This window comes from Xanthomonas sp. DAR33341, from assembly GCF_003992815.1.
In the GTDB taxonomy this organism is placed as follows: Bacteria; Pseudomonadota; Gammaproteobacteria; order Xanthomonadales; family Xanthomonadaceae; genus Xanthomonas; species Xanthomonas cissicola.
In genome coordinates, this window is the sequence record NZ_QEYV01000048.1 from 14872 (window position 1) to 41661 (window position 26790).

24 protein-coding genes and 1 pseudogene are annotated in these 26790 nt (G+C 63.4%); 9 read left to right on the plus strand and 16 right to left on the minus strand.

The window, feature by feature from the left end:
- Positions 1-89 precede the first annotated feature (89 nt).
- The 3 genes from EO156_RS22875 to EO156_RS22885 form a co-directional block, all read right to left on the minus strand.
- A complete protein-coding gene (locus EO156_RS22875) occupies positions 90-1082 on the minus strand; it encodes a D-2-hydroxyacid dehydrogenase family protein (protein ID WP_029827782.1) in 993 nt (330 codons plus the stop codon).
- The gene (locus tag EO156_RS22880) at positions 1082-1402 is read right to left on the minus strand and encodes a DUF1820 family protein (protein ID WP_003482171.1); all 321 of its coding nucleotides are present in this window, start codon (positions 1400-1402) and stop codon (positions 1082-1084) included. Before EO156_RS22880 ends, EO156_RS22875 begins: the two co-directional genes overlap by 1 nt.
- A 108-nt stretch (positions 1403-1510) precedes the next feature.
- Positions 1511-2203, minus strand: a complete 693-nt coding sequence (locus tag EO156_RS22885; protein WP_003482177.1) for a rhomboid family intramembrane serine protease — start codon at positions 2201-2203, stop codon at positions 1511-1513.
- Positions 2204-2421: 218 nt separating this feature from the next.
- Between EO156_RS22885 and EO156_RS22890 the strand changes: the two genes are divergently transcribed.
- The 3 genes from EO156_RS22890 to EO156_RS22900 all read left to right on the plus strand — a co-directional run bounded on the left by EO156_RS22890 (position 2422) and on the right by EO156_RS22900 (position 6048).
- Positions 2422-3762 (plus strand): outer membrane protein transport protein, encoded by a 1341-nt coding sequence (locus tag EO156_RS22890; protein ID WP_016849428.1) that lies wholly within the window; start codon positions 2422-2424, stop codon positions 3760-3762.
- Positions 3763-4031: 269 nt separating this feature from the next.
- Positions 4032-4733, plus strand: coding sequence for a 2OG-Fe(II) oxygenase (locus tag EO156_RS22895; protein ID WP_005927217.1), 702 nt, complete (start codon positions 4032-4034; stop codon positions 4731-4733).
- Between the two features lie 187 nt (positions 4734-4920).
- A complete protein-coding gene (locus EO156_RS22900; protein ID WP_016849427.1) occupies positions 4921-6048 on the plus strand; it encodes a PA0069 family radical SAM protein in 1128 nt (375 codons plus the stop codon).
- A gap of 210 nt (positions 6049-6258) precedes the next feature.
- Here the strand turns inward: EO156_RS22900 and EO156_RS22905 are convergent, their stop codons facing one another.
- Both EO156_RS22905 and EO156_RS24525 read right to left on the minus strand, forming a co-directional pair.
- Complete coding sequence (locus EO156_RS22905; protein ID WP_005912457.1) at positions 6259-6849, minus strand: hypothetical protein; 591 nt, start codon at positions 6847-6849, stop codon at positions 6259-6261.
- Positions 6849-7467 (minus strand): annotated as a pseudogene (locus tag EO156_RS24525) (hypothetical protein). Before EO156_RS24525 ends, EO156_RS22905 begins: the two are co-directional and overlap by 1 nt.
- Before the next feature lie 472 nt (positions 7468-7939).
- Between EO156_RS24525 and cls the strand changes: the two are divergent.
- From cls to EO156_RS22925, 3 genes are all read left to right on the plus strand, one after another.
- The gene (cls, locus tag EO156_RS22915; protein WP_005912453.1) at positions 7940-9400 is read left to right on the plus strand and encodes a cardiolipin synthase; all 1461 of its coding nucleotides are present in this window, start codon (positions 7940-7942) and stop codon (positions 9398-9400) included.
- Positions 9401-9474: 74 nt separating this feature from the next.
- Positions 9475-9744: a hypothetical protein gene (locus EO156_RS22920; RefSeq protein WP_005912451.1), complete on the plus strand. Its 270-nt coding sequence runs from the start codon at positions 9475-9477 to the stop codon at positions 9742-9744.
- Between the two features lie 7 nt (positions 9745-9751).
- Positions 9752-10519, plus strand: coding sequence for a pyridoxine 5'-phosphate synthase (locus EO156_RS22925; protein ID WP_016849424.1), 768 nt, complete (start codon positions 9752-9754; stop codon positions 10517-10519).
- A 260-nt stretch (positions 10520-10779) separates the two neighbouring features.
- Here the strand turns inward: EO156_RS22925 and EO156_RS22930 are convergent, their stop codons facing one another.
- The 11 genes from EO156_RS22930 to dnaA all read right to left on the minus strand — a co-directional run bounded on the left by EO156_RS22930 (position 10780) and on the right by dnaA (position 24126).
- Complete coding sequence (locus EO156_RS22930) at positions 10780-11193, minus strand: biopolymer transporter ExbD (protein WP_005912449.1); 414 nt, start codon at positions 11191-11193, stop codon at positions 10780-10782.
- Positions 11194-11196: 3 nt separating this feature from the next.
- The gene (locus EO156_RS22935) at positions 11197-11619 is read right to left on the minus strand and encodes a biopolymer transporter ExbD (protein ID WP_005912447.1); all 423 of its coding nucleotides are present in this window, start codon (positions 11617-11619) and stop codon (positions 11197-11199) included.
- Positions 11620-11665: 46 nt separating this feature from the next.
- A complete protein-coding gene (exbB, locus tag EO156_RS22940) occupies positions 11666-12427 on the minus strand; it encodes a TonB-system energizer ExbB (RefSeq protein WP_005912445.1) in 762 nt (253 codons plus the stop codon).
- Positions 12428-12512: 85 nt separating this feature from the next.
- Entirely contained in the window at positions 12513-13070 is a 558-nt protein-coding gene (locus tag EO156_RS22945) for an energy transducer TonB (protein ID WP_003482203.1), read from the minus strand.
- A 267-nt stretch (positions 13071-13337) separates the two neighbouring features.
- Positions 13338-14531, minus strand: a complete 1194-nt coding sequence (locus EO156_RS22950; protein ID WP_005912441.1) for a tetratricopeptide repeat protein — start codon at positions 14529-14531, stop codon at positions 13338-13340.
- A 277-nt stretch (positions 14532-14808) separates the two neighbouring features.
- Positions 14809-15615 carry a M48 family metallopeptidase gene (locus tag EO156_RS22955; protein ID WP_005912440.1) on the minus strand — a complete coding sequence of 269 codons (807 nt, stop codon included), beginning with the start codon at positions 15613-15615 and terminating at the stop codon, positions 14809-14811.
- A 183-nt stretch (positions 15616-15798) separates the two neighbouring features.
- On the minus strand, positions 15799-16635 hold the full coding sequence (locus tag EO156_RS22960; RefSeq protein ID WP_003482209.1) for a CPBP family intramembrane glutamic endopeptidase: 837 nt from the start codon (positions 16633-16635) through the stop codon (positions 15799-15801).
- Between the two features lie 68 nt (positions 16636-16703).
- Complete coding sequence (gyrB, locus tag EO156_RS22965; protein ID WP_016849423.1) at positions 16704-19148, minus strand: DNA topoisomerase (ATP-hydrolyzing) subunit B; 2445 nt, start codon at positions 19146-19148, stop codon at positions 16704-16706.
- A 114-nt stretch (positions 19149-19262) separates the two neighbouring features.
- Positions 19263-20369 carry a DNA replication/repair protein RecF gene (gene recF, locus EO156_RS22970; protein ID WP_016849422.1) on the minus strand — a complete coding sequence of 369 codons (1107 nt, stop codon included), beginning with the start codon at positions 20367-20369 and terminating at the stop codon, positions 19263-19265.
- Positions 20370-21420: 1051 nt separating this feature from the next.
- Positions 21421-22521 carry a DNA polymerase III subunit beta gene (gene dnaN, locus EO156_RS22975; RefSeq protein ID WP_005912436.1) on the minus strand — a complete coding sequence of 367 codons (1101 nt, stop codon included), beginning with the start codon at positions 22519-22521 and terminating at the stop codon, positions 21421-21423.
- A gap of 276 nt (positions 22522-22797) precedes the next feature.
- Positions 22798-24126, minus strand: coding sequence for a chromosomal replication initiator protein DnaA (gene dnaA, locus EO156_RS22980; RefSeq protein ID WP_005912430.1), 1329 nt, complete (start codon positions 24124-24126; stop codon positions 22798-22800).
- A 242-nt stretch (positions 24127-24368) separates the two neighbouring features.
- On the opposite strand from dnaA, the gene rpmH reads away from it, so the two are divergent.
- Genes rpmH through yidC form a run of 3 tightly spaced genes read left to right on the plus strand, consistent with a single transcriptional unit; the run spans position 24369 to position 26735 of the window.
- A complete protein-coding gene (gene rpmH, locus EO156_RS22990) occupies positions 24369-24509 on the plus strand; it encodes a 50S ribosomal protein L34 (RefSeq protein WP_002805908.1) in 141 nt (46 codons plus the stop codon).
- A 38-nt stretch (positions 24510-24547) separates the two neighbouring features.
- A complete protein-coding gene (gene rnpA, locus EO156_RS22995; RefSeq protein WP_005912413.1) occupies positions 24548-24985 on the plus strand; it encodes a ribonuclease P protein component in 438 nt (145 codons plus the stop codon).
- 25 nt (positions 24986-25010) lie between these two features.
- Positions 25011-26735 (plus strand): membrane protein insertase YidC, encoded by a 1725-nt coding sequence (gene yidC, locus EO156_RS23000; RefSeq protein ID WP_005921867.1) that lies wholly within the window; start codon positions 25011-25013, stop codon positions 26733-26735.
- The last annotated feature ends 55 nt before the right edge of the window (positions 26736-26790 follow it).

A 26790-nucleotide genomic window follows, 5' to 3' on the forward strand; every position in this document is an offset into this window, starting at 1 on the left:
ATGCCACACCGAACCTCGGGCCCCGCTGACCTGGCAGCAGCGCGCGCGGCTTGCTGGCTGCTTCAAGACCGCGCTGACCCAGCGGGGAATCACACCCGCTGCGTTGTTGCCAACACCTCGGGATTGACCAGGTTGCGCGGTGTGCCCGCCGCGAACGCCAGCACATTGTCGAACGCCGCATCGAAATACAGCGCGTAGCTGTCGCGCTCCACGTATCCCAGATGCGGTGTCGCCAGCACGCGCGCATGCCGCAGCAGCGGATCGCGCGGGTCCAGCACCGGCTCGTGCTCGAACACATCCAGCGCGGCCTGCGCCGGCCGGCCCGCGTCCAACGCAGCGAGCAAGGCGCCAGGCGCAATCAACTCGGCGCGGCTGGTGTTGACCAGCAACGCGTCGGCGCGCATGCGCGCCAGATCCTGGGCGGTGACGTCATGCCGTGTCTGCGCAGTCAGACGCCGATGCAGCGACAGCACGTCGCTGCGTTCGAACAGGTCCTCGCGACTGCCCGCAACCGCGAACCCATCGCGCGCTGCCTGCGCACAGGACGCCTCGCCGCCCCACACCACCACCTGCATGCCGAAGGCGCGCCCAAAGCCGGCCACGCGTTGGCCGATTCGCCCGTAACTCCAGATCCCCAACGTGCGCCCATGCAGCACGCGGCCCAAGCCGGGATCGCCAAGCGCCTGCCAGCGTCCCTGTTGCAATGCATGCTGGTAGTCGGTCAGCCGACGGCTGGCCGACAGGATCAGCGCCCAGGTCAGCTCGGCCGGCGCCACCGGCGAGCCGACGCCTTCGGCCACCGCCACACCCAACGCAGTGCACGCCGCAACATCCACATGCGCACCCACGCGCCCGGTCTGGCTGATCAGTTTCAGCCGTGGCAGCCGTTGCAGCAGCGCCGCATCCACCCGCGTGCGTTCGCGGATCAACACCAACGCGTCGGCGTCGGCCAGGCATGCGGCGCGCGCATCGAGCTCCGCATCCAACGCGCCCAGCACCTGCACCTGGTGGCCCTGCAGTTGCTGCAGGCAGGGCAGCTGCGCAACGGCGCCCTGGTAGTCGTCGGGCACCACAATGCGCATCAGCGTGGCTTGATCGGCGAGGGGAACGGGGTGACCACCTTGTCGCCGGTGGTGGCATCGCGAATCACCGACTGGCCCTTTTTCTCGACTTCTTCGATCCGCACGATGCTCTGCATCGGCAGGTGCAAGGTCCTGGTATTGCCGAATTCCTCGCGCAGGCGTTCTTCGGTGGGGTCCACCACCAGCCCGTCGTGCACGTCGAACACCAGCTCGCCGATCTGGTTGAAGCCCCACAGATGGCTGCCGGTGACCTCACGCGCGTAGAGCTCGTACACCTTGCCATGATTGAGGAAGGTGACTTTGTACAGAGACTTGGACATGCCCACGATTATAGGCGCGCGCCTGGACAGCGACATGCGCGGCATCGTGCCGGTACCTGGGCCACGCCCGGGTTGCGGCCTGCGGGTACAGCCGGTGCGCTGCGCGCCTCAGAAGCCGTGGCGCTTGCGCAGCCGCCGCGCGATCGCCGCGCGCACATACAGGCCGTACACGATGCCGAACACGAAGCCGGCGATATGCGCCGACCACGCCACCATGCCGAACGCCGGGCCGATGTAGGCGAACACCACCTGCAGCAGTGCCCAGGCGCCGATCAACAGCGGCGCCGGCACCCGGATGAATTCCAGAAACACGCCCAGCGGCAGGACAACGCCCAGCTTGGCGCCCGGAAACAGCGCCAGGTACGTGCCGATCAACGCCGACACCGCACCCGAGGCGCCGATGATCACCCGGTCCGGCGTGCCGATGGCAAAGATCGCCGCCAGGTTGGAGGCCGCGCCGCCAACCAGAAACAGCAGCAACAACCGCCACGGGCCCAGGATACGTTCGGCCGGCAGCCCGAAGATCAGCAGGAACACCAGGTTGCCGAGCAGATGCGACCAGTCGGCGTGCAGGAACAGGGCCGTGAACAGGCGCAGCACGCTGCCGTCGCGCAAGGTGGCCCACCAGTCGCCCAGATTGGAGACGCCGCTGGACAGGGCGCCCCAGTCCAGCCACAACGTATTGCGCGCCTCGCCCGGCCGGCTGATCGACCACAAATACGCCAACCACACCGTGGCGAACAGCAACGGCACCGCCCAGCGCGGGGTGGGTTTCTTGCGGGAAGGAAGAGAGACGAACATCGGACGGGGACAATAGCCGGTCCACGCTGCTGAACCCAGCCCTAACCTGACGGCGCGTTCAGCACAGGCCTTGTTATTGTTCGGTTAATCGTCATGGGTATACTGCGTACGGCGTCGTATGTCGGGGGGGGGTCTCCGGCGCGCTCCGGGCACTGGATTGGTGCTGGACGCGGGCGCTGAACCGACCATTGCAGTCCTTATCCGGAGAGCTACAACTTATGTCTACCGCTTCCACTCTCAGCCGCGCCACCCTCTTGGCCGTCGGTATCGCTGGCGTGCTGGCCGTTGGTCAGGCGCACGGCGCCGCGTTCCAGCTGAAGGAAAACAGCGCCAAGGGCCTTGGCCGCGCATTCGCAGGTTCGGGCAGCGCCCCGGATGATGCCTCCATCATCGCCACCAACCCGGCCGGCATGCGCCAGCTGGACGGCCGCCTGTTCCAGGCCGACGTCAGCGCCATCAGCTTTTCGGCCAAGTTCCAGCCCGACACCGCGGCCTACGCCAACGGCGCGCCGGTGTCCGGCGGCAACGGCGGCGACGCCGGCATGATCGCGCCGGTCCCGGCGATGTACTTCCACGTGCCGTTCGGCGAGAACGACAACATGCACCTGGGCACCTCGCTGACCGTGCCGTTCGGCTTCAAGACCGAATACGACCGCGACTGGGTCGGCCGCTACCACGGCACCAAGACCGAGCTGCAGGCGATCGACTTCAACGTCGCGTTCTCCTATGACGTGAACCCGTACGTGTCCTTCGGTGCCTCGGTGTTCGCCGAGCGTCTGGATATCGACCTGGCCAACGCGGTGGATTTCGGCAGCGTGCTGGCTGCGCGCCGCGTGCCGGGCTTCGCGCCGGGCAGCGCCGATGGCTACTCGCGCATCAAGGGCGACAGCACCGAAGTGGGCTTCACCCTGGGCGGCTTGTTCAGCATCGATGAGAACACCCACATCGGCTTCAGCTACCGCTCGCAGGTGGAACACAAGATCACCGACGGCACCGCCGACTTCACCGTGCCGGGCAGTGCTGCCGCCGTGCTGAGCGTGGCCGCACCGGGTACCTTCGTCGATACCAAGGGCCGCGCCACCGTCAAGCTGCCGGCCAGCGCCACCGCCAGCTTCACGCATAACGTGAACGAGCAGTGGTCGATCATGGCCGACGTCACCCGCACCGCCTGGAGCAAGTTCGACCAGGTGACCGTGGACTTCGCTTCCAACCAGCCCGACAGCGTGCTGGACTTCTCCTACCGCGACACCACCTTCGCCTCGATCGGTGCCGACTACCGCCTGAGCGATACGGTGATCCTGCGCGGCGGCCTGGCGTACGACCAAACCCCGACCACGGCCGAACACCGCGACGTGCGCGTGCCGGACGCGAGCCGCAAGTGGGTTTCGCTGGGTATGAGCTGGCGTCCGTCGGCGCAGACCGAGTACAACTTCGGCTACACCCACCTGTTCACCAGCGACCCGACCAGCGACACCCGCAGCGCCACCGGCGACCGTCTTGCCGGCAGCTACGACGTGAAGGGCGACGTGCTGGCCGCGTCGATCAACTACAAGTTCTGATCGCCGCAGCACGCGTTGAGTGGCCAAAAACCCCGCTTCGGCGGGGTTTTTCTTTGTTGCCTTGCACGCTCCACACACGACACGGGCAGCCATCACACGCAACAAGCGAAGCAGGCAGGACGCATCGCCTCAGCGCAGCGCTTCACCCCCCTGCGCGGTGTCGCCACCTAGCCGCGTACTGGGATGCCAACAACGTCGCGTACCGATCCAGCCTGCGCAATGCATGGCGAACGCTGCAACCGGCGCGACAGATTGCTATGGTCAGGCGCATGAGCCAACCCGACTTCATCCAGATCACCGATAACGCCATCGCGCACGAAGATTGCGTGGCCATCGTGCAGCGCATGCGCCAGAGCCAGCAGCTGCATCCCGGCCGCATCGGTGGCGGCGTCTTTCCCGACCTCAAACACAGCCGCGACCTGCGCATCAGTGGGATGGCCGAATGGGCCGAAGTGGAAAACCGCCTGCAACAGGCGGTGTTCGAGGGCGTGCTCACCTATCTGCGGCAGTATCCGCAGGCGTTGATTTCACCGCTGATGCTGCAGGTCACCACTGCCGATGGCAGACCGCATCGCCTGGTGGCCGAGGACATCGTGCAGATGAGCGACCAGGCGCTGGGCGATCTGGCACGCACCTGCCTGCGCCCGGGCGCGATCAATCTGCAGTGGTACACCGCCGACCAGGGCGGCTACCCATACTGGCATTGCGAGCTGTATCCGCGCGATGCCAATGCCGACACGCTGCATCGGCATCTGCTGTGGACGCTGTATCTCAACGACGACTTCGCGCAAGGCGAAACCGAATTCCTGTTCCAGCAACGCAAGGCGCGCCCACGCACCGGCAGTCTGCTGATCGCCCCCACCGCCTTCACTCATACTCACCGCGGCAACCGCCCGGTCGGCGGCGACAAGTTCATCGCCACCAGCTGGATCCTGTTTCAATCGGCGCAGGCGCTTTACGGCGGGGAATAGGGAATCGGGAATCGGGAATGGGGAATCGCAACGGCGACGCTTTCTGCTGCTGCTGCTGTTGCTTTACCGATTCCCGATTCTCCATTCCCCCAGTTGCGACTGCGCACCGCATCGCAACGCTTGTGCTCGCTCCTCGGACCAGTACATGTCGCTTGCACCGCGCATCGTTAGTAATAATACTAACGGTATGCAGAAGAACTCTTTCCCCAGCGCGAGTGCGGCAGCGGAGCGGGATGTCCGCAGCTCGCGCACGGTCATCAAGGGGCGCGGCACCACCGCCTACGTGCCCGGTCGCTTCTCGGTCACCACCGCCGTCGAGATAGACGATGGCTGGGGCGCGCTCGATGCCGATGGCGAGACCGCCATGCGCCCCAAGACCGTGGTGGCCGAGGAAATCGCACGCAGCATCATCAGCCGCAACAACTCGCCCGACATCGGGTTCTCGCAGTCGGTGAACCCGTACCGGGGATGTGAGCACGGCTGCGTGTACTGCTTTGCCAGACCCTCGCACGCGTATCTGGATCTGTCGCCGGGGCTGGATTTCGAAACGCGGATCTTCGCCAAACCGAATGCGGCCGCGCTGCTGCGCGCGGAGATCGCACGCCCGTCCTACCAGTGCTCGCCGATCGCGTTGGGGATCAATACCGACGCCTACCAGCCCGCCGAGCGGCGTCTGCGCATCTCCCGGCAATGCCTGGAAGTGCTTGGGGAGGCCCGTCACCCGGTCAGCTTCGTGACCAAGGCGGCGTTGATCGAACGCGACATCGATGTGCTGGCCGAGATGGCGCAGCACAACCTGGTGTCGGTGTATTTCTCGGTCACCACGCTCGACAATCGGCTTGCGGCGAAGATGGAGCCGCGCGCCGCCGCGCCGCATGCGCGACTGCGCGCCATGCAGGCGCTACACGCTGCCGCCGTACCGGTAGGCGTGCTGGTCGCTCCGGTCATCCCGATGATCAACGACAAGGAACTGGAGCGCATTCTGGACGCGGCCGCAGCCCACGGCGCACGTTCGGCCGGCTACGTGTTGCTGCGCCTGCCGCACGAACTCACCCAGTTATGGCGCGAGTGGCTCGAGTTGCACTATCCGGATCGTGCCAAGCATGTCATGAGCCTGGTCCAGCAGATGCGCGGCGGCAAGGACTACGACAGCCGCTTCGGCAAGCGCATGGTCGGCGAAGGCCCGTTTGCAGAACTGATCGCGCAGCGTTTTTCCATCGCATATCGGCGCCTTGGATTCGGGCGATTGCCCAGACTCGATACCACGCACTTCCGTCCACCCAGACCGGACACGCCGCAGCTTAATCTTTTCTAATTTTTCTATGCGGTTTGCGATGCTAGTTCGACTCCGGCTAAGAATCGCAGTGTCTCCTGTCGTTATGCGGAGATAGGCGGGTATTCCGAGGTCGCGGGTTCAATGACACCTCGCCACGTTGAAACCCTGGATCCGAAGTAGCAGTGCACATCCAATCGTTAGGCTACGTGTATTTGCAATGTTGGGCCGATCAACCAGGATTGCTTACTGTCAATCGCCGCCGGAATGAGGAAGGACAACGGAGATAGGTCGCTTGCCATCCGCAGCCTGGAAAGCACCGGGCCAAAAGGCGATGATGCCAGCAGCACAGCTGCCTCTTTCGCAGTTAACTGTGATGTCGCCGGAGTTTTCCGGATGAACTGCTGCCACTGCGATCACGACCGCCAGGCTTCCAGCCAAATACCAATAGAGGCTCACCGATCGTTTCCTAGCGAGCAGCACTGACAGAGAAAAGAGAACGGCAAAGAAGCCTGCTCCCAGAAGCGCTTTAAGCCAGGTGCCCAAAAAATTGTGGGTGTGCACCAAGCCAGAGAAGGCATAGGTGGCGAGGACTGAAAACGTCAGCCAAGCAGCAACAGCCATGATGAAGGCCGCCCCTGCGGTCTTATGTCCACGCCACACCAAATCTGCTTGCAGCACAAAAAACGCTAAAAGCAGAATGGGAGCTACTGCATAGCACAGCAGTCCGATCTGGCGTTGAGTCGCCACAAAGAGCACCGAGCAAGCCAACGTGCCCGCAAGCAGAACTGTTTCACGAAAGCGCAGGCCTAACCTGCGCCCCCTGATGCGGAAGGTCCTCATTACTTGACTTGGACCACATCGCCGACAAGGACAGTGCCACTACCTACCGTCACTGTGCCTCCAGAGATGGTGGCTGCACCACTTGACGTGAGCCAGTCTATGCCGCGCTGGTAGTCGGGCCGAGATGCTGCGCCCGGGCTTTCGTAGGAACTGTAATCGACATTGATCGGCTCACTGCTGGATGTCCCAATGAGATTGCCCGCCGAATCGTAGGCTTCAACGTAAACAATGGCGCGCTTTGCGGAATCATAGGCGAAAATCGCTCTGCTCTTGTCGTTGAAAGTGGTATCAATGCGGATGCTGTAGTCCTCCGAACTCCTCCATTTATAGGCGTTGGAGAGAACCTGTTGGATGAAGAAGATGAAATTTTCGCCTGTATTGGGCACTTGCCAGTCGTTTTTTTCAAGCCACTGGATGACTTGTTGACGGGTCGCACCTTCCCGGCGTACGTCGAAAGGCAGACGACTCGTCGGACGCCACCTCAACCATTCTGCTGACCGAGCTCGGTGCAACAGTTCCATTCGCCAAGTCGATCTTTACGTTGAGCGTGCCGATATTTCCATAGCTCCGATACACCGACGAGTAGATCGCGAATTGGTCGGCATCCGCTTGAGACACGGGCTGCTCTTGAATCCCGGGTGGTGCCACCGAGACGGGGCCGTTTACAGTATTGACTGTGTAGAGGTATGGAACGCCTGTAGTGCGATCACCGATGTAGACTTGGCCAAGACCGGAGGTCAGCTGAGTTGCTAGTACTCCTCGCTGAGTCTGCGTGCACGAATCGCAGAAGTGAATGTCATTTGCAGTGGCTTTTCCGACAAATCCTAAGAGCACCAAGCTGCTGAACATTGCGATCATCTTCATCGTCAAAAGCTCCGTTTCGATCCCCTGCTGCACGAGTGTCACTGCCTTCATGGCTACCGTCAAACCTCAATCCAGGCGTCATTTGCGAAGGTCGAGCTTGATCACATTAGATTGTTGTGATGTCCGAGCACCCTGCGAACAATCACGCGCGATCATCGGAGCTCGAGCAGCACTGCGGCAGTCCAGGCGCCCGTCAGACCGCTGCAGCGGCTCTTAGAATCCGCGCATGCTCGCACTTGCACAGGGCGCGTGGGAGTGGCTGGCCACCATTCCCCACCTCGAAGCGCTCCTCCTCGCCGCCTATGTGCTGTACCTGCTATGGATCGCCGGCTGGATCGTGCTGCAGAAGCGCGAACCGGTGGCCACGCTGAGCTGGGTGTTGTCGCTGGCGGCGCTGCCGTACCTGGGGCTGCTGATCTACTACTGGCTCGGGCCGCAAAAGGTCAAACGGCAGCGGCTGCGGCGCGGGCGCTCGCGCTCGGGCATGGAGAGCTACAGCAGCGTCTGCCCGCCGGATGCCGATTGCACCGAGCTGGCCAAGATCGCCCAGTCCACCACCGGGCTGGCGCCCAGCAGCGCCACCGAAGTGCACTGGCTGGTGGATGGCGCTGCCACGTACGCCGCCATCATCGAAGCGATCCGGGGCGCACGCGACCATATCCATCTGGAGTACTACATCTTCCAGCCCGACCACAGCGGCACCGCGATCTGCGCTGCGCTGATGGAACGTGCCCGTGCCGGGGTCAAGGTGCGGCTGCTGATGGATGCGATCGGCTCATCGGCAATGACCCGACGCGCCTTGCGCACGCTGCGCGAGGCCGGGGTGGAAACCGCCTGGTTCCACCCCTCGCAGTTGCTCAAGCCATTCAAGCGGCCGTGGTTGAACCTGCGCACCCACCGCAAGGTGATCGTCATCGATGGCCGCATCGGTTTCACCGGTGGCATCAACGTCACCGACGACGAGAACGAGCAGGTGCGCAAGCAGGCGTATCGCGATCTGCACGTGCGCCTGCAAGGCCATGTAGTGCGCAGTCTGCAGCTGGTGTTCCTGGAGGATTGGCTCTATGCCACCAGCCAGGGCCGCGCAGCTTTCCACGGCCAGCAGCTATGGCCCGACGATATGCCCACCCGCGCGCAAGGCACGGTCGATGCGCAGGTGCTGGTGTCGGGTCCGGATTCGTCGTGGGAAGCGATCCACCGTCTGATGGTCGCCGCCATCCATGAAGCCAAGCACCGCGTGTGGCTGGTGACTCCATACTTCGTGCCCGGCGAGGCGGCGCGTATGGCGCTGACCTCGGCCGCGCTCGGCGGGCTGGACGTGCGCCTGTTGGTGCCGCGGGTCAGCGATTCGCGCCTGGTCACCTACGCGGCACGCTCGTATTTCGACGAGCTGCTGGAAGCCGGTGTCCGCATCTACGAGTACGGGCCGCGCATGCTGCACACCAAGGCGCTGCTGGCCGACGACGATGTCTGCATCGTCGGCAGCGCCAATTTCGACAGCCGCAGCTTCCGGCTAAATTTCGAGCTGTCGATGCTGTTCCGCGACCAGGCCGTGGCGGCAGAGATGGCCGGGCTGATCGGCACCGATCTGCAACAGGCGCAGGAAGTGCAATTCGCGCGACACCGGCCGTTATGGCGCTCGCGCCTGCCCGAAGCGTTTGCCCGGCTGCTGTCGCCGCTGCTCTGACCAACGGTGCGGTGCCCACGTGGAACCGCGCCGGGCGCGGCGCTACACTGCCGCCACTCAACGGGGAGCTCGTCATGCACTGGCTGTTTCTGCTTATGGCACTGGGTGCGCTGGTGCTGGCCTTCAGTACGCCGCACGTGTGGTTGCTGGTGGCCTCGCTGCTGGTGGCGTTGCTGCTGCTGCTGTTGTGGACGCGCGGTTGGTTCGCCTCGCGCATGGGCGACACCCAACGCGATACCAGCAGCATGATCGACCCGGCCGAGCTGCGCCGCCTGCGCGAGCTGGCAGAAGCACGCAAGTCGGCTGCCCTGGCCGCCGCACGCGACAGCGAGCCGCAGGCCTGATCGCCGCATGACCACCCAGCTCAGCGTCAACGTCAACAAGATCGCAGTCCTGCGCAACTCGCGCGGCGGCGCCGACCCGGACGTGGTGCAGGCCGCACGCGCCTGTATTGCCGCCGGCGCGCACGGCATCACCGTGCATCCGCGACCGGACCAGCGGCATATCCGCGCCGACGACGTGCTGGCGCTGAGCGCGCTGACACGCGAGCACGGAGTCGAATTCAATATCGAAGGCAACCCGTTTGCGCCGCCGCGCGGCGATTATCCGGGTCTGCTGGAGTTATGTCGTGCCACGCGCCCCGAGCAGGTCACCCTGGTACCGGATGGCGATGGACAACTGACGTCCGATCACGGTTTCGATTTTGCGCAGGACACCGTCCAACTCGCCGAGCTGATCACAGCGTTCAAGCGGCTGGGCAACCGTGTCAGCCTGTTCGTCGATGCAGGTAACCCGGACATCGCCCGCGCGGCCACGCTCGGTGCGGACCGTATCGAGCTGTACACCGGCCCGTATGCCCACGCGCATGCCAGCGGCCAAGCCGATACCGCCTTGGCGCTGTTCGCCAACGCCGCGCAGCGTGCCAGTGCCGCAGGCCTGGGCATCAATGCCGGGCACGATTTGTCGCAAGCCAACCTGGGCGATTTTCTCGCCGCTGTGCCGGGTGTGCTGGAAGTCTCCATCGGCCACGCCTTGATCAGCGAAGCCCTGTATCAGGGGTTGGATGCAAGCGTACGCGCGTACGTCGACATTCTGCGTAGCGGCCACGTTAGCGCTTAAGTTCATGCGGTAACGTCGGCATCGATGATCGATGCCTGGGTTGGCGACAACTACGTTCGCGTAAGTGGATGCTGCGGTGGCATTGATCGACAGTCTTTCACAGCAATGGCCGCTTTATTGCTTCGTACCGCACTCACGCTCGTTGGATCGCAGGCATGTCTGCAGGCACGATCACCCACCTAACACATAAAAAAACGCCACCGTTTCCGGTGGCGTTGCAGTCGCGTCATGACTGTTGTGTTGCGGTCTTGCAGATACGTTTACTGCTGCATGAAGCCGATTTTCTTCATCTGCGAGTTCTTCGCAGCGGCCAGCACCTTGGCCATCACCTCGTACTCCGCATCCGGATTTGCATCGATGCGCAGTTCCGGCTGATTGGTCGGATCGGCCTGCACCACTTCTTCCATCTTCTGTTGCAACACATCGACCGGAGTCGGGCTGTTGTTCCAGAACACCTGGTTGCTGGCGTCGATACGCAACTCGATCGGCGGCGGCGGTTCGGTCGTCTGCGGTGGCGGGTTGAGCACCCGCTGCGGCAGATCCACGGCGATCGGGTAGGTCATGATCGGCGCGGTGACGATGAAGATGATCAGCAGCACCAGCATCACGTCCACCAGGGGCGTGACGTTGATGTCGGCCATCGGCCCACGGCTTCCACCAGTACTAAATGCCATGGCTTACTGCCCCTTCACTTTGGTTGCAACGAAACCGACGTCCAGCATGCCCTGACCCTGCGCGATCTTGGTGATCTCGTTGATCGTACGCATCTTGGTCGTGCGGTCGCCACGCAGGTTGAGCGGCGGCTGCGGGGTCTGCTGTGCGGCGGTGGACAGGCGCGACTCCAGGGCTTCCTTGGAAATCGGCTCGTCGTTCCAGTACAGCGACCCATCTTCCTTGACGGCCAGAGTGATCGGCGCGGCACGTTTCTCCGCATCTTCCTTCTGGATCAAGTTGGCCTCTGGCAGCTCCACCTTGACCTTATGGGACATCAGCGGTGCCGTAATGATGAAGATGATCAGCAGCACCAACATCACGTCCACGAGGGGCGTCACGTTGATGTCGGCCATCGGGCCACCGCTGTTTCCACTACTGAAGGCCATAACGGGCTCCGTCTAAATCGTTGCGAAGGCGTTCTTGACGACCGGATTAGCGAACGCGCGAACCGGTGGCGAAGAAGTCGTGCAGGTCGTGGGCGAAGGTATCGAACTTGGCGATCACCGAGCTGTTGACCTTGGAGAAGAAGTTGAACGCGAACACGGCCGGGATCGCGACGAACAGGCCGATCGCGGTCATGATCAGCGCTTCACCCACCGGGCCGGCAACGGCGTCGATGGAGGCCGAACCGGTTGCACCGATCTTGATCAGCGCGCCGTAGATGCCCCACACGGTGCCGAGCAGACCGACGAACGGCGCGGTCGCACCGACGGTGGCCAGCAAGGTCATGCCCGACTGCAGCTTGGTGCTTTCGCGGGTCACGGCCTGACGCAGGGCGCGGTCGACGAACTCCGAACGGCTCAGGCTCTCGCCCAGGCCACCGGTGCTGCCTTCGGCGCGCTGGTGGTGCGCAGCAGCCTGGGCTGCGTCCAATGCGATCTTGGAGAACGGCTCGGAAGCCGGCTGTTCTTCCATGGCGCGGATGGCGTCCTGTGCATTCGGGGCATCCCAGAACGCGGTGGTGACGCGGTCAGCCGCGCTCTTCAGGCGGGTGGCGCGGAAGATGTTGATGACAGTCCAGTACCAGGAGGCAGCGGACATGGCGATCAGGGTGATCAACACGACCCAGGACACGGCGAAGTCGCCGGGGCTGGAAGTCATTTCGGTGATCAAGTGCTCGAAGCCCATCTGCGACAGAGCGGCCGACGGATTGGAGCCCCCTGCAGCGGCGGCGATAAAGAATTCCTGCAGCATGACGCTTACCTTTGTTGTGTGTGGTGATGAAGGGTGGAGCGAAAGGAAGACAGGATCCTGGGCCGACCGTGGCCGGCCCGTGGGATCAGTTCAGAGCAAAGTTGACCGGGACGCGGACACGTCCGGCGGCTTTCTGCCCGTTGACAGTGGAGGCGTTGAACTTCCACTTGCGTGCTGCGTCCATCGCGGCACGGTCAAGGTCGCGGTTGCGGCTGGACTTTTCGACCGACACGTTGGTCACGTTGCCGCTGGCATCCACATCCACGATCAGGATGACCTCACCTTGGACACCGGCACGGAATGCAGCCGGCGGGTACTTCGGCGGGTTCATGTTCTTGGACGAGATATCGACGCTGGCGCCAATGTCGCTCGGCGGAGCCGGAGGGCTCGGCGGGCTCGGCGGCGTGACGATATCGCTCGGACGCGGTTCGGGAACGTCGACCACCGGAGCTTCCGGCGGCGGCGGAACCGGTGACGGCTTCGGCGGCGACAGATTCTTGACCGGCGGCGGCGGCTTGTCTTCCGGCGGCGGCGGCGGCGGCGGCGGCGGGGGAGGAGGCGGTGCATCCACCAAGGTGACCATGGTGGTGCGCTCCTTCTCTGCCGGAGCCTTCGGCGCCACTGCAGGGATCAGCAACATCATCAGTGCAGTGAGGTGCAAAGCAATTACAAAAGCAATGCCGATAATGCGGGCCCAGCTCAGACCCTGGTTCCCGGCATCGTAGTCATGCCTGTGGATAACGAGTTGTTCCGTCATGCGCCAATGGCTCTTTCAGTGGGGGCCCGGATCACTGTGATGATCCCCAGGTTTTCGGACGGCTTTGACACCGCAGGAACTCCCAAGCTTATACCAATCCCGAGTCCTGTAACCACTAAAAACACAGGGATTTCGGGGGTTTATTTTCTTTTTTTACTTCAGGTTGATGATCTTCTTGGCGTCTTCGGGTTTTTTAACACCCTTGGCGATCGCCTGCTGTGCGGCCTGCTTGGCCTCCGGGATGCGACCTTCCGAATGCAGCACCTTGGCCAGATTCAAGTAGGTCTCGCCATCCTTGGAAAGCGGTGCGGCCTTCTGCCAGTTTTCGATCGCCTTCGGTACATCGTCGCTGTAGTAATACGACTGGGCCAGGGCAAGGTATGTCTGATAATCAGGCTTGAGGATGCCTTTTTGCATACCCTCATTGATGACGGCGATGACGTCCTTTTCTTTGTTCTCGGTGTTGGCGTAGATGGAATACAGCTGCTTGTATTCCTTTTCTTCGGTCAACTGACCGGAGGCACGCAGCTTGTCCATCACGCCTGCGGCCTTGTCCATCTGGTCGGCCTGCATGTACATGTTGGCCAGGTTGAGCTGAGCCTTTTTGTCGTTGGGCGTCTTGGCGGCCAGCGCCTCGGCGGCCGCAACGGCTTCGCCGGTCTGGCCAGCTTCGGCGTAGGACGCCATCAGCAGCTGGTTCCAGCTGTCCTTGGGCTCGGGCGAGGCAGCGATGGCCTGCTTCAACACCGGGATGGCTTCCTTGTAGCGCTCGGTCTGGTACAGCGCCTGGCCCTTGAGGATCAGATCTTCCGGACGCTGCGACTTGCTCTCCTCCAGATACTTGTCCAGCGTGGCCAGACCCTCGGCCTGCTGGTCGTCCTGCATCTGCAACTGCGCCAGCATCAGCATCGATTGGAAATGGCCGTTGTTGTCCAGCGCGTTCAGGCCGATGGCCTGCTGCAGGTACTTCTTGGCACCGGCGGTGTCGTCCAGGTTGTAGGCAGCCTGCGCGGCCAGCTGTGCCGCCAGCGCCTTGTCGGCGTCGTTCGCCGCGCTGTTGGCCAGGATCTCATCGGCCTGGGTGCGCACGCCTTGGTAGTCCTCGCCCTTGTTGAAGGTTTCGATCAGCTTCTGCAGCTTGCTGCTCAACTTCGAGGACGGCTTGATCGTCGGTGCCTGGCGGGTCGACTGCGGGTACAGCTCCTCGGCCTTGCCGCTCTTGGATTTACGGCTGGCACGTTCGGAGGAACGGTCCGACTGCGCGACCGCATCGGTGACGACAGCCCCACCCAGCGACGCGGCGATGAACAGGGACAACAGGGCTTGCTTGCGGTTGAGCAGTTTCATGTTTCACCTCGGACGATCCGCCGTCGGGCGGTACGAAAAGCGGAATGGGCGCTGTACGAAAAATCTGAGCCGGCAAACTTAGCAGAAAGTCTCAGTTCCCGAAAACGGTTTCCATGTTGTGTTGCGGCAATCAGAAGCGGGGAACAGCTGTCTTAGCGTCGCTAACGGGCCGTGACCGGTGTGGTTGCGTCTGCGACCCCAGGGTAGGCAGGCATGCGTTGTAGGGAATCGGTGTTCGTACGGGTTGACGGCAGCCGCGCGGATGTCGTCAGCGGCTCTAGCCACAACGCGGTGCGCGTCCGCTCTGCTTGGCCTGCTGGTACACCGGCTCGAGCTGGGCAACATCGGCCTGCAGTTCGCGGATGCGGTTGGCAGGGTCGGGGTGGGTCGACAGCCACTGCGGTTGGCGATTGCCGCTGGCGGCCATCATGTTCTGCCATAGCGTCACCGCCTGCGCCGGATCGAATCCGGCCTGGGCCATCAGACGTTGGCCGACCACATCGGCTTCGCTTTCCTGGGTACGCGAGCCCGGCAGCAGGAATACTGTCTGGGCGGTCATACCGCCGACCTGATTGACTGCGCTGGCCGCCCCGTCGCCATAGGCGGCACCGGCGAGCGCGCCGATGATGCCCAGGCCCGTCTGCGCGCCGAGCTGACGGGTAATGCGCTCTTCGTGATGGCGCGAAATGACATGGCCGATTTCATGCCCGAGCACGGCGGCGAGCTGATCTTGCGTCTTGGCGACGGTAAAGATGCCGGTGTTGACACCGACCTTGCCGCCAGGAAGGGCGAAGGCATTGGCTTCGTTATCCACGAACAGCGCGGTTTCCCACTTGGTTTCGCGCCATTGCGGCGGCAGTTGCGCCACCAGTGCGTTGACCACGCACTGCACGTAGGCGTTCTGCTTGCCGTCGGTACTGACTTTTTCCTTGGCCTTGGTCTGCGCGAAGGATTGCGCGCCCAACTGGTCCAACTGCTGTTGCGATACGCCGCCCACCACCTGTCGGCGGCCGGTTGGCGAAGTTGTGGTGGCACACGCCGTCAGTGCAAGCACGGCAACAACGATCAACAGCCTAGCTTTCATTCGATCCCCCTAGAACCATGGAGGCATTTTGGCAGGCTCGTCTTAACTTTTCGTCAAACGGTTCCGCGCGGCCGATAACGCGTGCCGGGCCGGAGCGATCGGCTCTCCACGTGTGCGGATCCATTTGATGCCCAAGCGCCGCGCCGCTGCGGCTGGGTTCTCGCAAGCGACCGCTTTTGGGGCTCAGCCAAGCCCGAAAAAGTACAGCGCTGCCAGGGCTGTGGCATTGTTGATGCCGTGCGCGGCAATCGGGGCCCACAACGTGCCGGTACGCCAGTACAGCCATGCGAACGCCGCGCCCATGCTGCCGTACACCAGCCACAGCTGCGCGATCGCGGCCGGGCCGTTACCACTGATGCCGGGTACTTCGTGCACCAGCGCGAAAATCGCTCCGCTCAGCACGATGCCCAGCCACGGGCGGGCGGCAGCGAGCAGACGCCCGAACAGCACGCGACGGAACAGCAGTTCCTCGTAAGCCGGCGCGATGATCACCGCAAACAGCGTCAGTGCCAGCGGCCATTGCTGGAGCGCTTCTTTCATCAACGGCAGGTTGGTGGGCACCGGCTTGATGCCCAACGCCGAAGCCGCCACGCTGACCAGATTGCTCAGCAGGAACACGGCGGCGGCGATCAGCGCGGTCCAGCCCCAGGTGGAGGCGCGGCGCGCGGCAGCCCGTGAAGCGGTTTGTTCGGCAGGGGTGGCGCGGCGACGCCAGTAGTACAACAGCAGCGCCGGCGTGGCCGTGCTGACCAGCGCGGTGAGCAGCTGCACCATGACACCGGGTTGGCCAATGGCGGCCATGACCTCGGTGGGCGAGGGGGTCAGCCCCTGCGCCTTGGCCGCCTGTACCTGGCCGAAGCCACGCACCGCGCCCCACAATGCAAAGCCGGCCACGCTGAGGGTCAACAGCAGGCCGCCAGCGATAAGCACGTCGACCCAGAAACCCACGAGCACGGGCAGCAGCGGCGGCTTGCCGGCAACCGTGCGTGGTGCCAGGGGCGGTGGAAGATCGGTGCGCATCGTCGTCCTGCGAGCACCAGCACCGGCCGGCACGCCGCGGTTGCGACGTACCGGCCGGTGCTGGTGCCTCAGATATCCAGGTTGGACACCTTCAGCGCGTTGTCCTCGATGAAGTCGCGGCGTGGTTCGACCACATCGCCCATCAAGGTGCTGAAGATCTGGTCGGCGGCCACCGCGTCCTCGATGCGCACCTGCAACAGGCGACGCGTGTCGGGGTTGACCGTGGTTTCCCACAGCTGCTCGGCATTCATTTCGCCCAAGCCCTTGAAGCGCTGCACCTGGCGGCCCTTCTTGGCCTCGTCCAGCAACCAGGCATGGGCCTGCGCGAAGCTGGTGATCGGGTGGCTCTTGTTGCCGCGGACGATCTGGGCGCCTTCGCGCACCAGGTCGTGCAGGGCCAGCGACACCTCACGCAGCGGGCGCAGCTCGCCGCTTTCGAAGGCCCCCATCGGCAGCACCTGGGTGAACTCTTCGCCCATGTGGCGGCGGATGGCCACCAACGTGGCAGGCGCGTTGTCGCTGCCCGGGTCGAAGCGCAACTGATAGCGCGCGGTGCCCAGGGTGCCGCGATTAAGCACGGCCTGCAGCGCATCCAAAGTCGGATGCTGGTCGCCTTCGGCCTGCAGTTTTTCCACATCCAGTGGCGGCAGGTCGATCAGCGCGGTGAGCAGGGCCGGGTCGTAGCGGTGGGCGTTGCGCGTGATCGCTTCGTTGGCGCTGGTGAACAGCATCAACAATTTCTCCAGCGCTTCGCCGGTGATCGGTGGCTCGTCGGTGGCCGGAATCAGCGCCGCACCTTCGACCGCATTGCTGGCCAGGTAGGCGTTGAGCGCCGCGTCGTCCTTCAGATACAGCTCGCTCTTGCCCTGCTTGAGCTTGTACAGCGGCGGCAGGCCGATGTAGATGTAGCCGCGCTCGATCAACTCCGGCATCTGCCGGTAGAAGAAGGTCAGCAGCAGGGTGCGGATGTGCGAGCCGTCGACGTCGGCGTCGGTCATCAGGATGATGCGGTGGTAGCGCAGCTTGTCCGGGTTGTACTCGTCGCGGCCGATGCCGGTACCGAGCGCGGTGATCAGCGTGCCGACCTGGTCGGAGGCCAGCATGCGGTCGAAGCGTGCGCGTTCCACATTGAGGATCTTGCCGCGCAGCGGCAGCACCGCCTGGTTCTTGCGGTTGCGGCCCTGCTTGGCCGAGCCACCTGCCGAGTCACCCTCGACGATGAACAGTTCCGACAGTGCCGGATCCTTTTCCTGGCAGTCGGCCAGCTTGCCGGGCAGGCCTGCGATGTCCAGCGCACCCTTGCGGCGGGTGAGGTCGCGCGCCTTGCGCGCCGCTTCGCGCGCACGCGCGGCATCGACGATCTTGCCGGTGATGGCCTTGGCTTCGTTCGGGTTCTCCTGCAGGAACTCCTGCAGGCGCGCACCGAAGGCGTTTTCCACCGCTGGGCGCACATCCGAACTGACCAGCTTTTCCTTGGTCTGCGAAGAGAAGCTGGGGTCGGGCACCTTGACCGAAAGCACCGCGATCATGCCTTCGCGCATGTCGTCGCCGGTCAGCGCGACCTTGGCCTGCTTGGCGATGCCGTTCTGTTCGATGTAGGTGCTGAGCACGCGCGTCAGCGCCGCACGGAAGCCGGCCAGGTGGGTGCCGCCGTCCTTCTGCGGGATGTTGTTGGTGAAGCAGTACATGGTTTCCTGGTAGGCGTCGGTCCATTGCAGGGCCACGTCCACCATGATGCCGTTGTGCTCGCCGGTCACCGAGATCACATTCGGGTGCAGCGGCGACTTCAGCTGCGCCAGATGCTCCACGAAGCTGCGGATGCCGCCTTCGTAATGGAAATCGTCGCGACGGCCTTCGCCGCGCTCGTCGATCAAGGTGATCTTGACGCCAGAATTGAGGAAGGACAGCTCGCGCAGGCGCCGCGCCAGGATGTCGTAATGGAACTCGACGTCGCTGAAGATGGCCACGGACGGCTTGAAGCGCAGCGTGGTACCGCGCTTGGTCGAGGCTTCCAGCTGCTTGAGCGGGTACTGCGGCTCGCCCAGCGCGTATTCCTGCTGGTAGTGGAAGCCGTCGCGCCAGATATCCAGCCACAGGTGCTCTGACAACGCGTTGACCACCGAGACGCCAACGCCGTGCAGGCCGCCGGAGACCTTGTAGCTGTTGTCGTCGAACTTGCCGCCGGCGTGGAGCACGGTGAGGATCACCTCGGCCGCCGATACGCCTTCTTCCTTGTGGATGTCGACCGGCACGCCGCGCCCGTTGTCGGAGACCGCCACCGAGCCATCGGCCAGGATTTTTACCACGATGTCGTCGGCATGCCCGGCAAGGGCTTCGTCGACCGAGTTGTCGACCACCTCGAACACCATGTGATGCAGGCCGGTGCCGTCATGGACGTCGCCGATATACATGCCGGGGCGCTTGCGGACGGCTTCCAGGCCACGCAGCACGGTGATCTTGCTGGAGTCGTAGGTGCCGTTGGGTGTTGGCGGGGTGTTTTGTTCGTCGGTCATGCGCGTGCCGTTGGCTCCACAACACGGGCGAAGGCAGCGATGACCGCTCCGCGCCGTGGGAAAAGGGGGATAGCGGACAAATTATACCAGTCGGCCCGTACCGGCCGTCGCGGCTCAGTTGACCGTTGCCTGTCGCGCAATCTGGCCATGTTCCACGTGGAACTGCTGCAATAGTGCAGCTGCGTTGGCAAGGCCCGGTGGGGTCTCGGTTGCGGTGATGAGCACCTGCGCCGGCGCGGAAGCGAGCCGCTGCAGCACGCGCCCCTGATGATGCCGGTCCAGCTCCGAGCCCAGATCGTCCAGCGCGATGACCGGCCATTCGCCGCGTTCGAAGGCGAAGTCCTCGGCCTGTGCGAGCAGACAGGCAAGGGCCGTGAGCTTGGCCTGTCCCCGGGAAAGCGCGTCCTTGCCCGGGAGTGCGTGGAAGCTGGGCATCCAATCTGCGCGGTGCGGGCCTTGCGAGGTATAGCCGTTCTGGCGATCACGCTCACGCGCAAGCAGGAGGGCGTCTGCCAGCGAGACCTCGTGGCGCTTCCAGCCTGGGGCGAACGTCAGCGCAGACAGTCCCAGCGCCGGCGCGATGGCATCTGCCACTGGAACCAGCCGGTCCTGCAGGCGTTCCAGGTAGCGCATGCGCCGGGACGTCAGGGTTTCGCCGGATTCGGCGAGTTCGTTGTCCCATGCGTCCAGCATGCTTGGCTGCGCGCCCTGTTTCAGCAACGCATTGCGTTGTTTGAGAGCCCGCGCGTAGCGGCGCCACAAGGTTAGAAAATCGGGTTCCACGTGGAACAGGCCCCAATCCAGAAAACGGCGGCGGGGTTCACCACCGCCACTGATCAATACGTGGCTGCCGGGCTCGAACGTCACCACTGCCAGCGCAGCGCAAAGAGAGCCAAGCTGCGCCACGTCTTCCCCGTCCAGGCGCCCTGTCCATTCCTGCCCGCTATGACGCAAGCCAGCCCGACGCGTCCGCTCGACCGCAGCGCCGCCGCCTTCTTTCCACTCCACGAACACTTCGAGGTCGTTGGCGCCTTGTTGGATCAGGCCGTCGCGGACGCGCCCGCGGAAGCTGCGGCCGTAAGCCATCAGGTGTAGCGCTTCGAGCACGCTGGTCTTGCCCGCGCCGTTGTCGCCGGTCAGCAGATTCAAGGCACTGGAGGGATGAAGCTCGACGGTTTGAAACCGACGAAGCCGATGAATGGACAACCGCACTACATGCATCGATCGGTGTGCTCTGGGCTGTAATCCGGCATGCCGGTCGGTTCGAAGGATACGGGATCGGCATGAAACCGTGCAGACATGGCCGCCAGGAATGACCGGACAGGCAGGGGATAACATGTGGATAAAAATGGGGCCTGTGGAGGTGCTTTCGCTTATCCACAGCTTGTTTGTGAGAAAACAGCGCGGTAAACACAGGGTTGCGCCCCCTAAATTTCCTTTAAAAACAATCTCTTAGCGTGTTTTTGCGCAAAATCTGGCCCTACCATCACCACAAAGCTCTTAAGTTATTTATAGATTTAAAAGCCAATTGCGATGTGTATAACTCAAAAACACCAGGGAACCGAACACGTGGACCGTGGCTAGCCGACATGCAGGACAGCAACCCGGTTGACCGAGTTTGAATCCTGAACCAATTCAGTTTCAACCTGGGTAACGCTTTACGAACTCAACTTGCTAGTTGGAGTCGATGTATTTTTCTCCGCTCGCTTTTGCTGCGTCTGGAATCGAGCAAGATCTAGGATCGAAGACCGGGCGAATGAACCCGATCGGCTCCGGCCAGGTCGAGACTGCCGGGCCTAATTGATTCGCAAGTTGCCAACCCCGTCCGAGCTTTTGGAACACTGCAGACGCGTGACGCAGCGATGCGCGCCTATGGCACCAGTTCGATGATGGCCCCACGCGCGCGGGAGCCGCGGTGAATCATGTCCTGACGTTGGCTAGCGTGAAGCTCGGTCGCCGGCCGTCACCGGAGAACTTGGCACTCGACGTGTACCGGTCTCGCCGCTGATGCCGGTGTCTAGCGAACACACAAAACCCGAGTGGCAAGGGGCCGGGGCGCGTTTGGTCGATCAAACGGACGCACAGCCGCGATGACTGCGCTAAGGGCTTTATCGCTGCAAGTCGTGCGCGATTGCAGTCGCTCAGCCTATCCGCGTGTGGTCTCCACAGGCGACCTGGCCGCGACAGCTCCCTGCACATAGCAAGCTACGAAACAGCGCAAACAAAAAGCCCGGCATCCGCCGGGCTTCCGTGTTCCACGTGGAACGGGATATCAGAGACGCAACGGCATCACCACATGACGCGACTTCTCGCTGCTGGCCTCACGCACCAATGCAGACGAATTGGCATCACGCAGCTGGATCACCACGTGCTCATCGCGCAATGCCGACAGCGCGTCGAGCAAATAGTTGACGTTGAAGCCAATGGCCAGATCGTCGACCTTGGTATCGGCCTCGATCTCTTCCTGCGCCTCTTCCTGCTCGGGGTTATGCGCGCTGATCTTCAGCTGACCCGGCGACACTTCCACACGGACACCGCGGTACTTCTCGTTGGACAGGATGGCCGCACGCTGTAGTGACGCGCGCAGCGCTTCACGATCCACCTTGACCTCGCGATCGGCGCCGATCGGAATCACTGCCTCGTAGTCCGGGAACCGCCCGTCGATCAGCTTCGAGGTAAAGGTCACATCACCGCGCTTGACGCGGATATGGCTGCGGCCCACTTCCAGCTCGACCTCGCGATCGGCGCCTTCCAGCAAACGCTGCAGCTCGGTCACGCCCTTGCGCGGCACGATGATCTGGCGCTTGGCGCCACCGGCTTTCTCCAGCTCCATCTCGCATAGCGCCAGGCGATGACCGTCGGTAGCCACGCAGCGCAGCAAGCCGTCGCGTAGGTCGAACAACAGGCCATTGAGGTAATAGCGCACGTCCTGCTGGGCCATGGCGAACGCCGTGCGCTCGATCAGCTCCTTGAGCCCGGCTTCGGGCACCACGACGCGTTCGGTCGCTTCGACTTCGTCCACAGACGGAAAATCGTTGGAAGGCAACGTCGCCAGGGTGAAGCGGCTCCGCCCGGCTTGCACAGTGACCTTGTCGCCGGTCTGCGAAATGGTGACGCGGCTGCCGTCGGGCAGGGCGCGCAGGATGTCGAACAGCTTGCGCGCCGGAATCGTGGTTTCGCCGTCCTGCGCGTCCTCCACCAGCGTGCGCGAGATCATTTCCACTTCCAGGTCGGTGCCGGTCAACGAGACCTGTCCATCCTTGACCTGTACCAGCAAGTTGGCCAGGACGGGCAGGGTTTGACGGCGTTCGACCACATTGACCACTTGTGCCAATGGTTTGAGGAAGGCTTCGCGCTGCAGTGTAAAACGCATGTGGTTCCGTGCCCCTATGCTTTAAAAGATATGGAATAAATCAAAAGCCTGGTGGTGATGGTAGGGCCGTTTTCAGCGGATAACCACCATAACTGTTTGTTTCCAAAGACATTTCAGCACCTGAAACGCGTTGGACTAGTGCGCCTGAGCTGGTCGGAAAACCTGTGGATAGTTTTCGAGCCCGACTGCGGCGCAACGTTATCCACAGATTCTCCCGCATTTGACCCCAACGTTTCCACGCTTTTTTCCAGCCTGGCGCCGATGGCAGCCGATGGCTTACTCGCTGAGCTTGCGAATCAGCTTTTCCCAGTCCTCGCGGAGCTTGCCGTCGGCCTCCATCAACGTGCGGATCTGACGGCACGCATGCAGCACGGTGGTGTGGTCGCGGCCAGCGAAGGCATCGCCGATCTCCGGCAGGCTGTGCTCGGTGAGTTCCTTGGCCAGCGCCATCGCCACCTGGCGCGGGCGCGCCAGCGAGCGGGTGCGCCGCTTGGACAGCAGATCCTTCATCTGCAGGCCGTAGTAATCGGCCACAGTCTTCTGGATATTGGGAATGCCGATCGCCTGTTGCTGGGCGCGCAGCAGGTCGCGCAGCGTCTCCTGGGCAAATTCCACCGTGATCGAGCGCCCGGTGAAGTTGGCACGCGCCACCAGCGTGTTGAGCGCGCCTTCAAGGTCGCGCACGTTGGAGCGCATCTTCTTGGCGATCAGGAATGCCACGTCGTCGGGAATTTCGGCGCCGCGCTCGCGCGCCTTGGCCAGCACGATGGCCGCGCGGGTCTCGAAGTCCGGCGGGTCGATCGCCACCGACAGGCCCCAGGCCAGGCGCGACTTCAGCCGCGGCTCCAGGCCTTCGACCTCGCGCGGGTAGCGGTCGCAGGTCAGGATGATCTGCTGGCGGCCATCGAACAGCGCGTTGAAGGTGTGGAAGAACTCTTCCTGGGTGCGGTCCTTGCCGGCGAAGAACTGGATGTCGTCGATCAGCAGCGCATCGATCTGCTGGAACTGGCGCTTGAACTGGTCCATCGCCTTGTCCTGCAGCGCCCGGATCATCGCGCTGAAGAACTGCTCCGAACGCAGATACATCACCTTGGCGGCCGGATTGGCCTGACGCAGCGCATTGCCGGCCGCGAACATCAGGTGGGTCTTGCCCAGACCGGTGCTGCCGTACAGCAGCAACGGGTTGTGCGCACGGTCGCCGGGCTTCTGTGCAGCCTGGATCGCGGCCGCCAGGCCCAACTGGTTGCTGCGGCCTTCCACGAAGTTGGCGAAGGTGTAATGCGAATCCAGGTTGCCGGCGAACGGCACGATCGGTGCAGCCTGCGGCGCGCTCGGCACGGCCACGGGCGCAGGGGCCGGCTCGGGCGCACGTGGACGCGAACCGACCGCCAGCGCGACGTCGCCATTGCCGGCGAAATACGCCAGCAATTCGCGAATGCGCGGCAGGTAACGTTCGCGCACCTGGTCGACGATGAAGGCGTTCGGGGCGTACAGCACGATGCTGTCGCCGCGATCTTCGGCTTGCAGGGGTTTCAACCAGGTGTGGACATCTTCGGGCGGGAATTCGGCTTCGAGACGTTCCAGACAGCGGGGCCAAGCATCCATCAAAGTATGATCATCTGTTGCTGGCTGCGGCGCGCAGAAAAGCGCCGCGCTCGCAGCCCGGTAGTGAAAAGAGGATGGACCAGCCTAGCACCGAGGGCAGGGTTTTCCCAGAGTTATTCACAGGGCAATCCACAGGCCGATGGTGTCCTTATCGGCGGTAAAGCGAGCAGGGTGTTGACCGGCGCCGCGCAAAGCCTATAGAATTGCCGGTTCTATTCGTCTCCATTCATGCAGAGGGCCCCATGGCCACCAAGCGTACTTTCCAACCCAGCAATCTCAAGCGAGCACGCGACCATGGTTTCCGCGCACGTATGGCAACCGCCGACGGCCGCAAGATCCTGGCTCGCCGCCGCGCCAAGGGCCGCAAGCGCCTGAGCGCTTGATTGCCGCGCCGCTCCCTGCGGCCGAGGCAGTCCCTACCGTGAACGCATCGAACCCGTGCAGGCGATTTCCTCGCTCTGCGCGGGTTCGTACGCGTGCGCAATATACGATCGTATTCGATACTGCACGTCGCACCTCGGACCCACTCCTGAGCCTGCACTGGCGCACCGGCGACACGCCGCCGCGCCTGGGCATGGCGGTGTCGCGCAAGGTCGACACGAGGGCGGTCGGGCGCAACCGCATCAAGCGCGTGTTGCGTGACGCCATGCGGCATCTACTCCCTGAGCTGGCCGGTGGCGATTACGTCATCGTGGCGCGCTCGGCAGCTGCAAAAGCGACCAATCCACAGATTCGCGACGCTTTCCTGCGTCTGCTGCGCCGTGCTGGCGCATTGCCCCTGCCTGCTGCGGCCGGCACAATGCCGCCCGCCAGGACGGTGCACCCATCCTCCCTTTCCCCGACAGAGCCGGAACTGTAGTTCCGACTGAGCGAGTTGCTGCCCGATGAACCAGACCCGTGTTTTCCTGATTTTTGCCTGGCTGATGGTCGCGGCGCTGCTGTGGATGGAGTGGGGCAAGGACAAGGCCGCTGCCAATGCGCCTGTGGTCGCTGCAACGCAGTCGGTTCCGGCGGCCCGTGATCTGGATGCGGCCACGCCGAGTGCGGCCAATGTGCCCGCTGCTCAGGCCATTCCGCAGGCCGGCGCGCCAGGTGCAGTGCCGGCGACCAGCACCACCGCCGCGACACCGGCTGCTGCCGGCGCCGCACCAGTGGTGACCCTGACCTCGGACGTGCTGCGCCTGAAGCTGGATGGCCGCAGCGTGCTCGATGCCGAGCTGCTGCAATTCCCGCAGACCAAGGACGGCACCGCGCCGGTCAGTCTGCTGACCGAAGATCCGGCGCACCCGTATAACGCCACCAGCGGCTGGGCCAGCGAGCATTCGCCGGTGCCGGGCGTGGGCGGCTTCCGCGCCGAGCAGCCGGGCACGACGTTCGACATGGCCAAGGGCCAGAACACGCTGGTGGTGCCATTCGTCTGGAATGGCCCCGACGGCGTCTCGATCCGTCGCACCTTTACCCTGGAGCGCGGCCGCTATGCCATCTCGATCAAGGACGAGGTGATCAACAAGAGTGGCGCGCCGTGGAACGGCTACGTCTTCCGCAAGCTGAGCCGGGTGCCGACCATCCTCAGCCGTGGCATGACCAATCCGGATTCCTTCAGCTTCAATGGCGCGACCTGGTACAGCCCGCAGGAAGGCTATGAGCGCCGTGCGTTCAAGGACTACATGGACGACGGTGGCCTGAATCGCCAGATCACCGGCGGCTGGGTGGCGCTGCTGCAGCACCACTTCTTCACCGCGTGGATTCCGCAGAAGGACCAGGCCTCGCTGTATGTGCTGGCTCAGGACGGCCCGCGCGACGTGGCCGAGCTGCGTGGCCCGGCCTTCACCGTGGCGCCTGGCCAGACCGCCAGCACCGAAGCGCGCCTGTGGGTGGGCCCGAAGCTGGTCAGCCTGATCGCCAAGGAGGACGTCAAGGGCCTGGACCGCGTTGTCGATTACAGCCGCTTTTCGATCATGGCCATCATCGGCCAAGGTCTGTTCTGGGTGTTGAGCCATCTGCACAGCTTCCTGCACAACTGGGGCTGGGCCATCATCGGCCTGGTGGTGCTGCTGCGTCTGGCGCTGTATCCGCTGTCGGCCGCGCAGTACAAGTCCGGCGCCAAGATGCGACGCTTCCAGCCGCGCCTGGCGCAGCTCAAGGAGCGCTACGGCGACGATCGCGTCAAGTACCAGCAGGCGACGATGGAGCTGTTCAAGAAGGAAAAGATCAACCCGATGGGCGGCTGCCTGCCGCTACTGATCCAGATGCCGATCTTCTTCGCGCTGTACTGGGTGCTGGTGGAATCGGTGGAACTGCGCCAGGCGCCGTGGCTGGGCTGGATCCAGGATCTGACTGCGCGCGACCCGTACTTCATCCTGCCGTTGCTCAATATCTCGATCATGTGGGCGACGCAGAAGCTGACCCCGACCCCGGGCATGGACCCGATGCAGGCCAAGATGATGCAGTTCATGCCGCTGGTGTTCGGCGTCATGATGGCCTTCATGCCGGCCGGCCTGGTGCTGTACTGGGTGGTCAATGGCGGCCTGGGCCTGTTGATCCAATGGTGGATGATCCGCCAGCACGGCGAGAAGCCGAGCAAGATCATCCAGGCCAACGCCAAGTAATTTCAAGAAGGCCCGCCGCAAGGCGGGCTTTCTGCATGTCAGCCCGCATTTATTG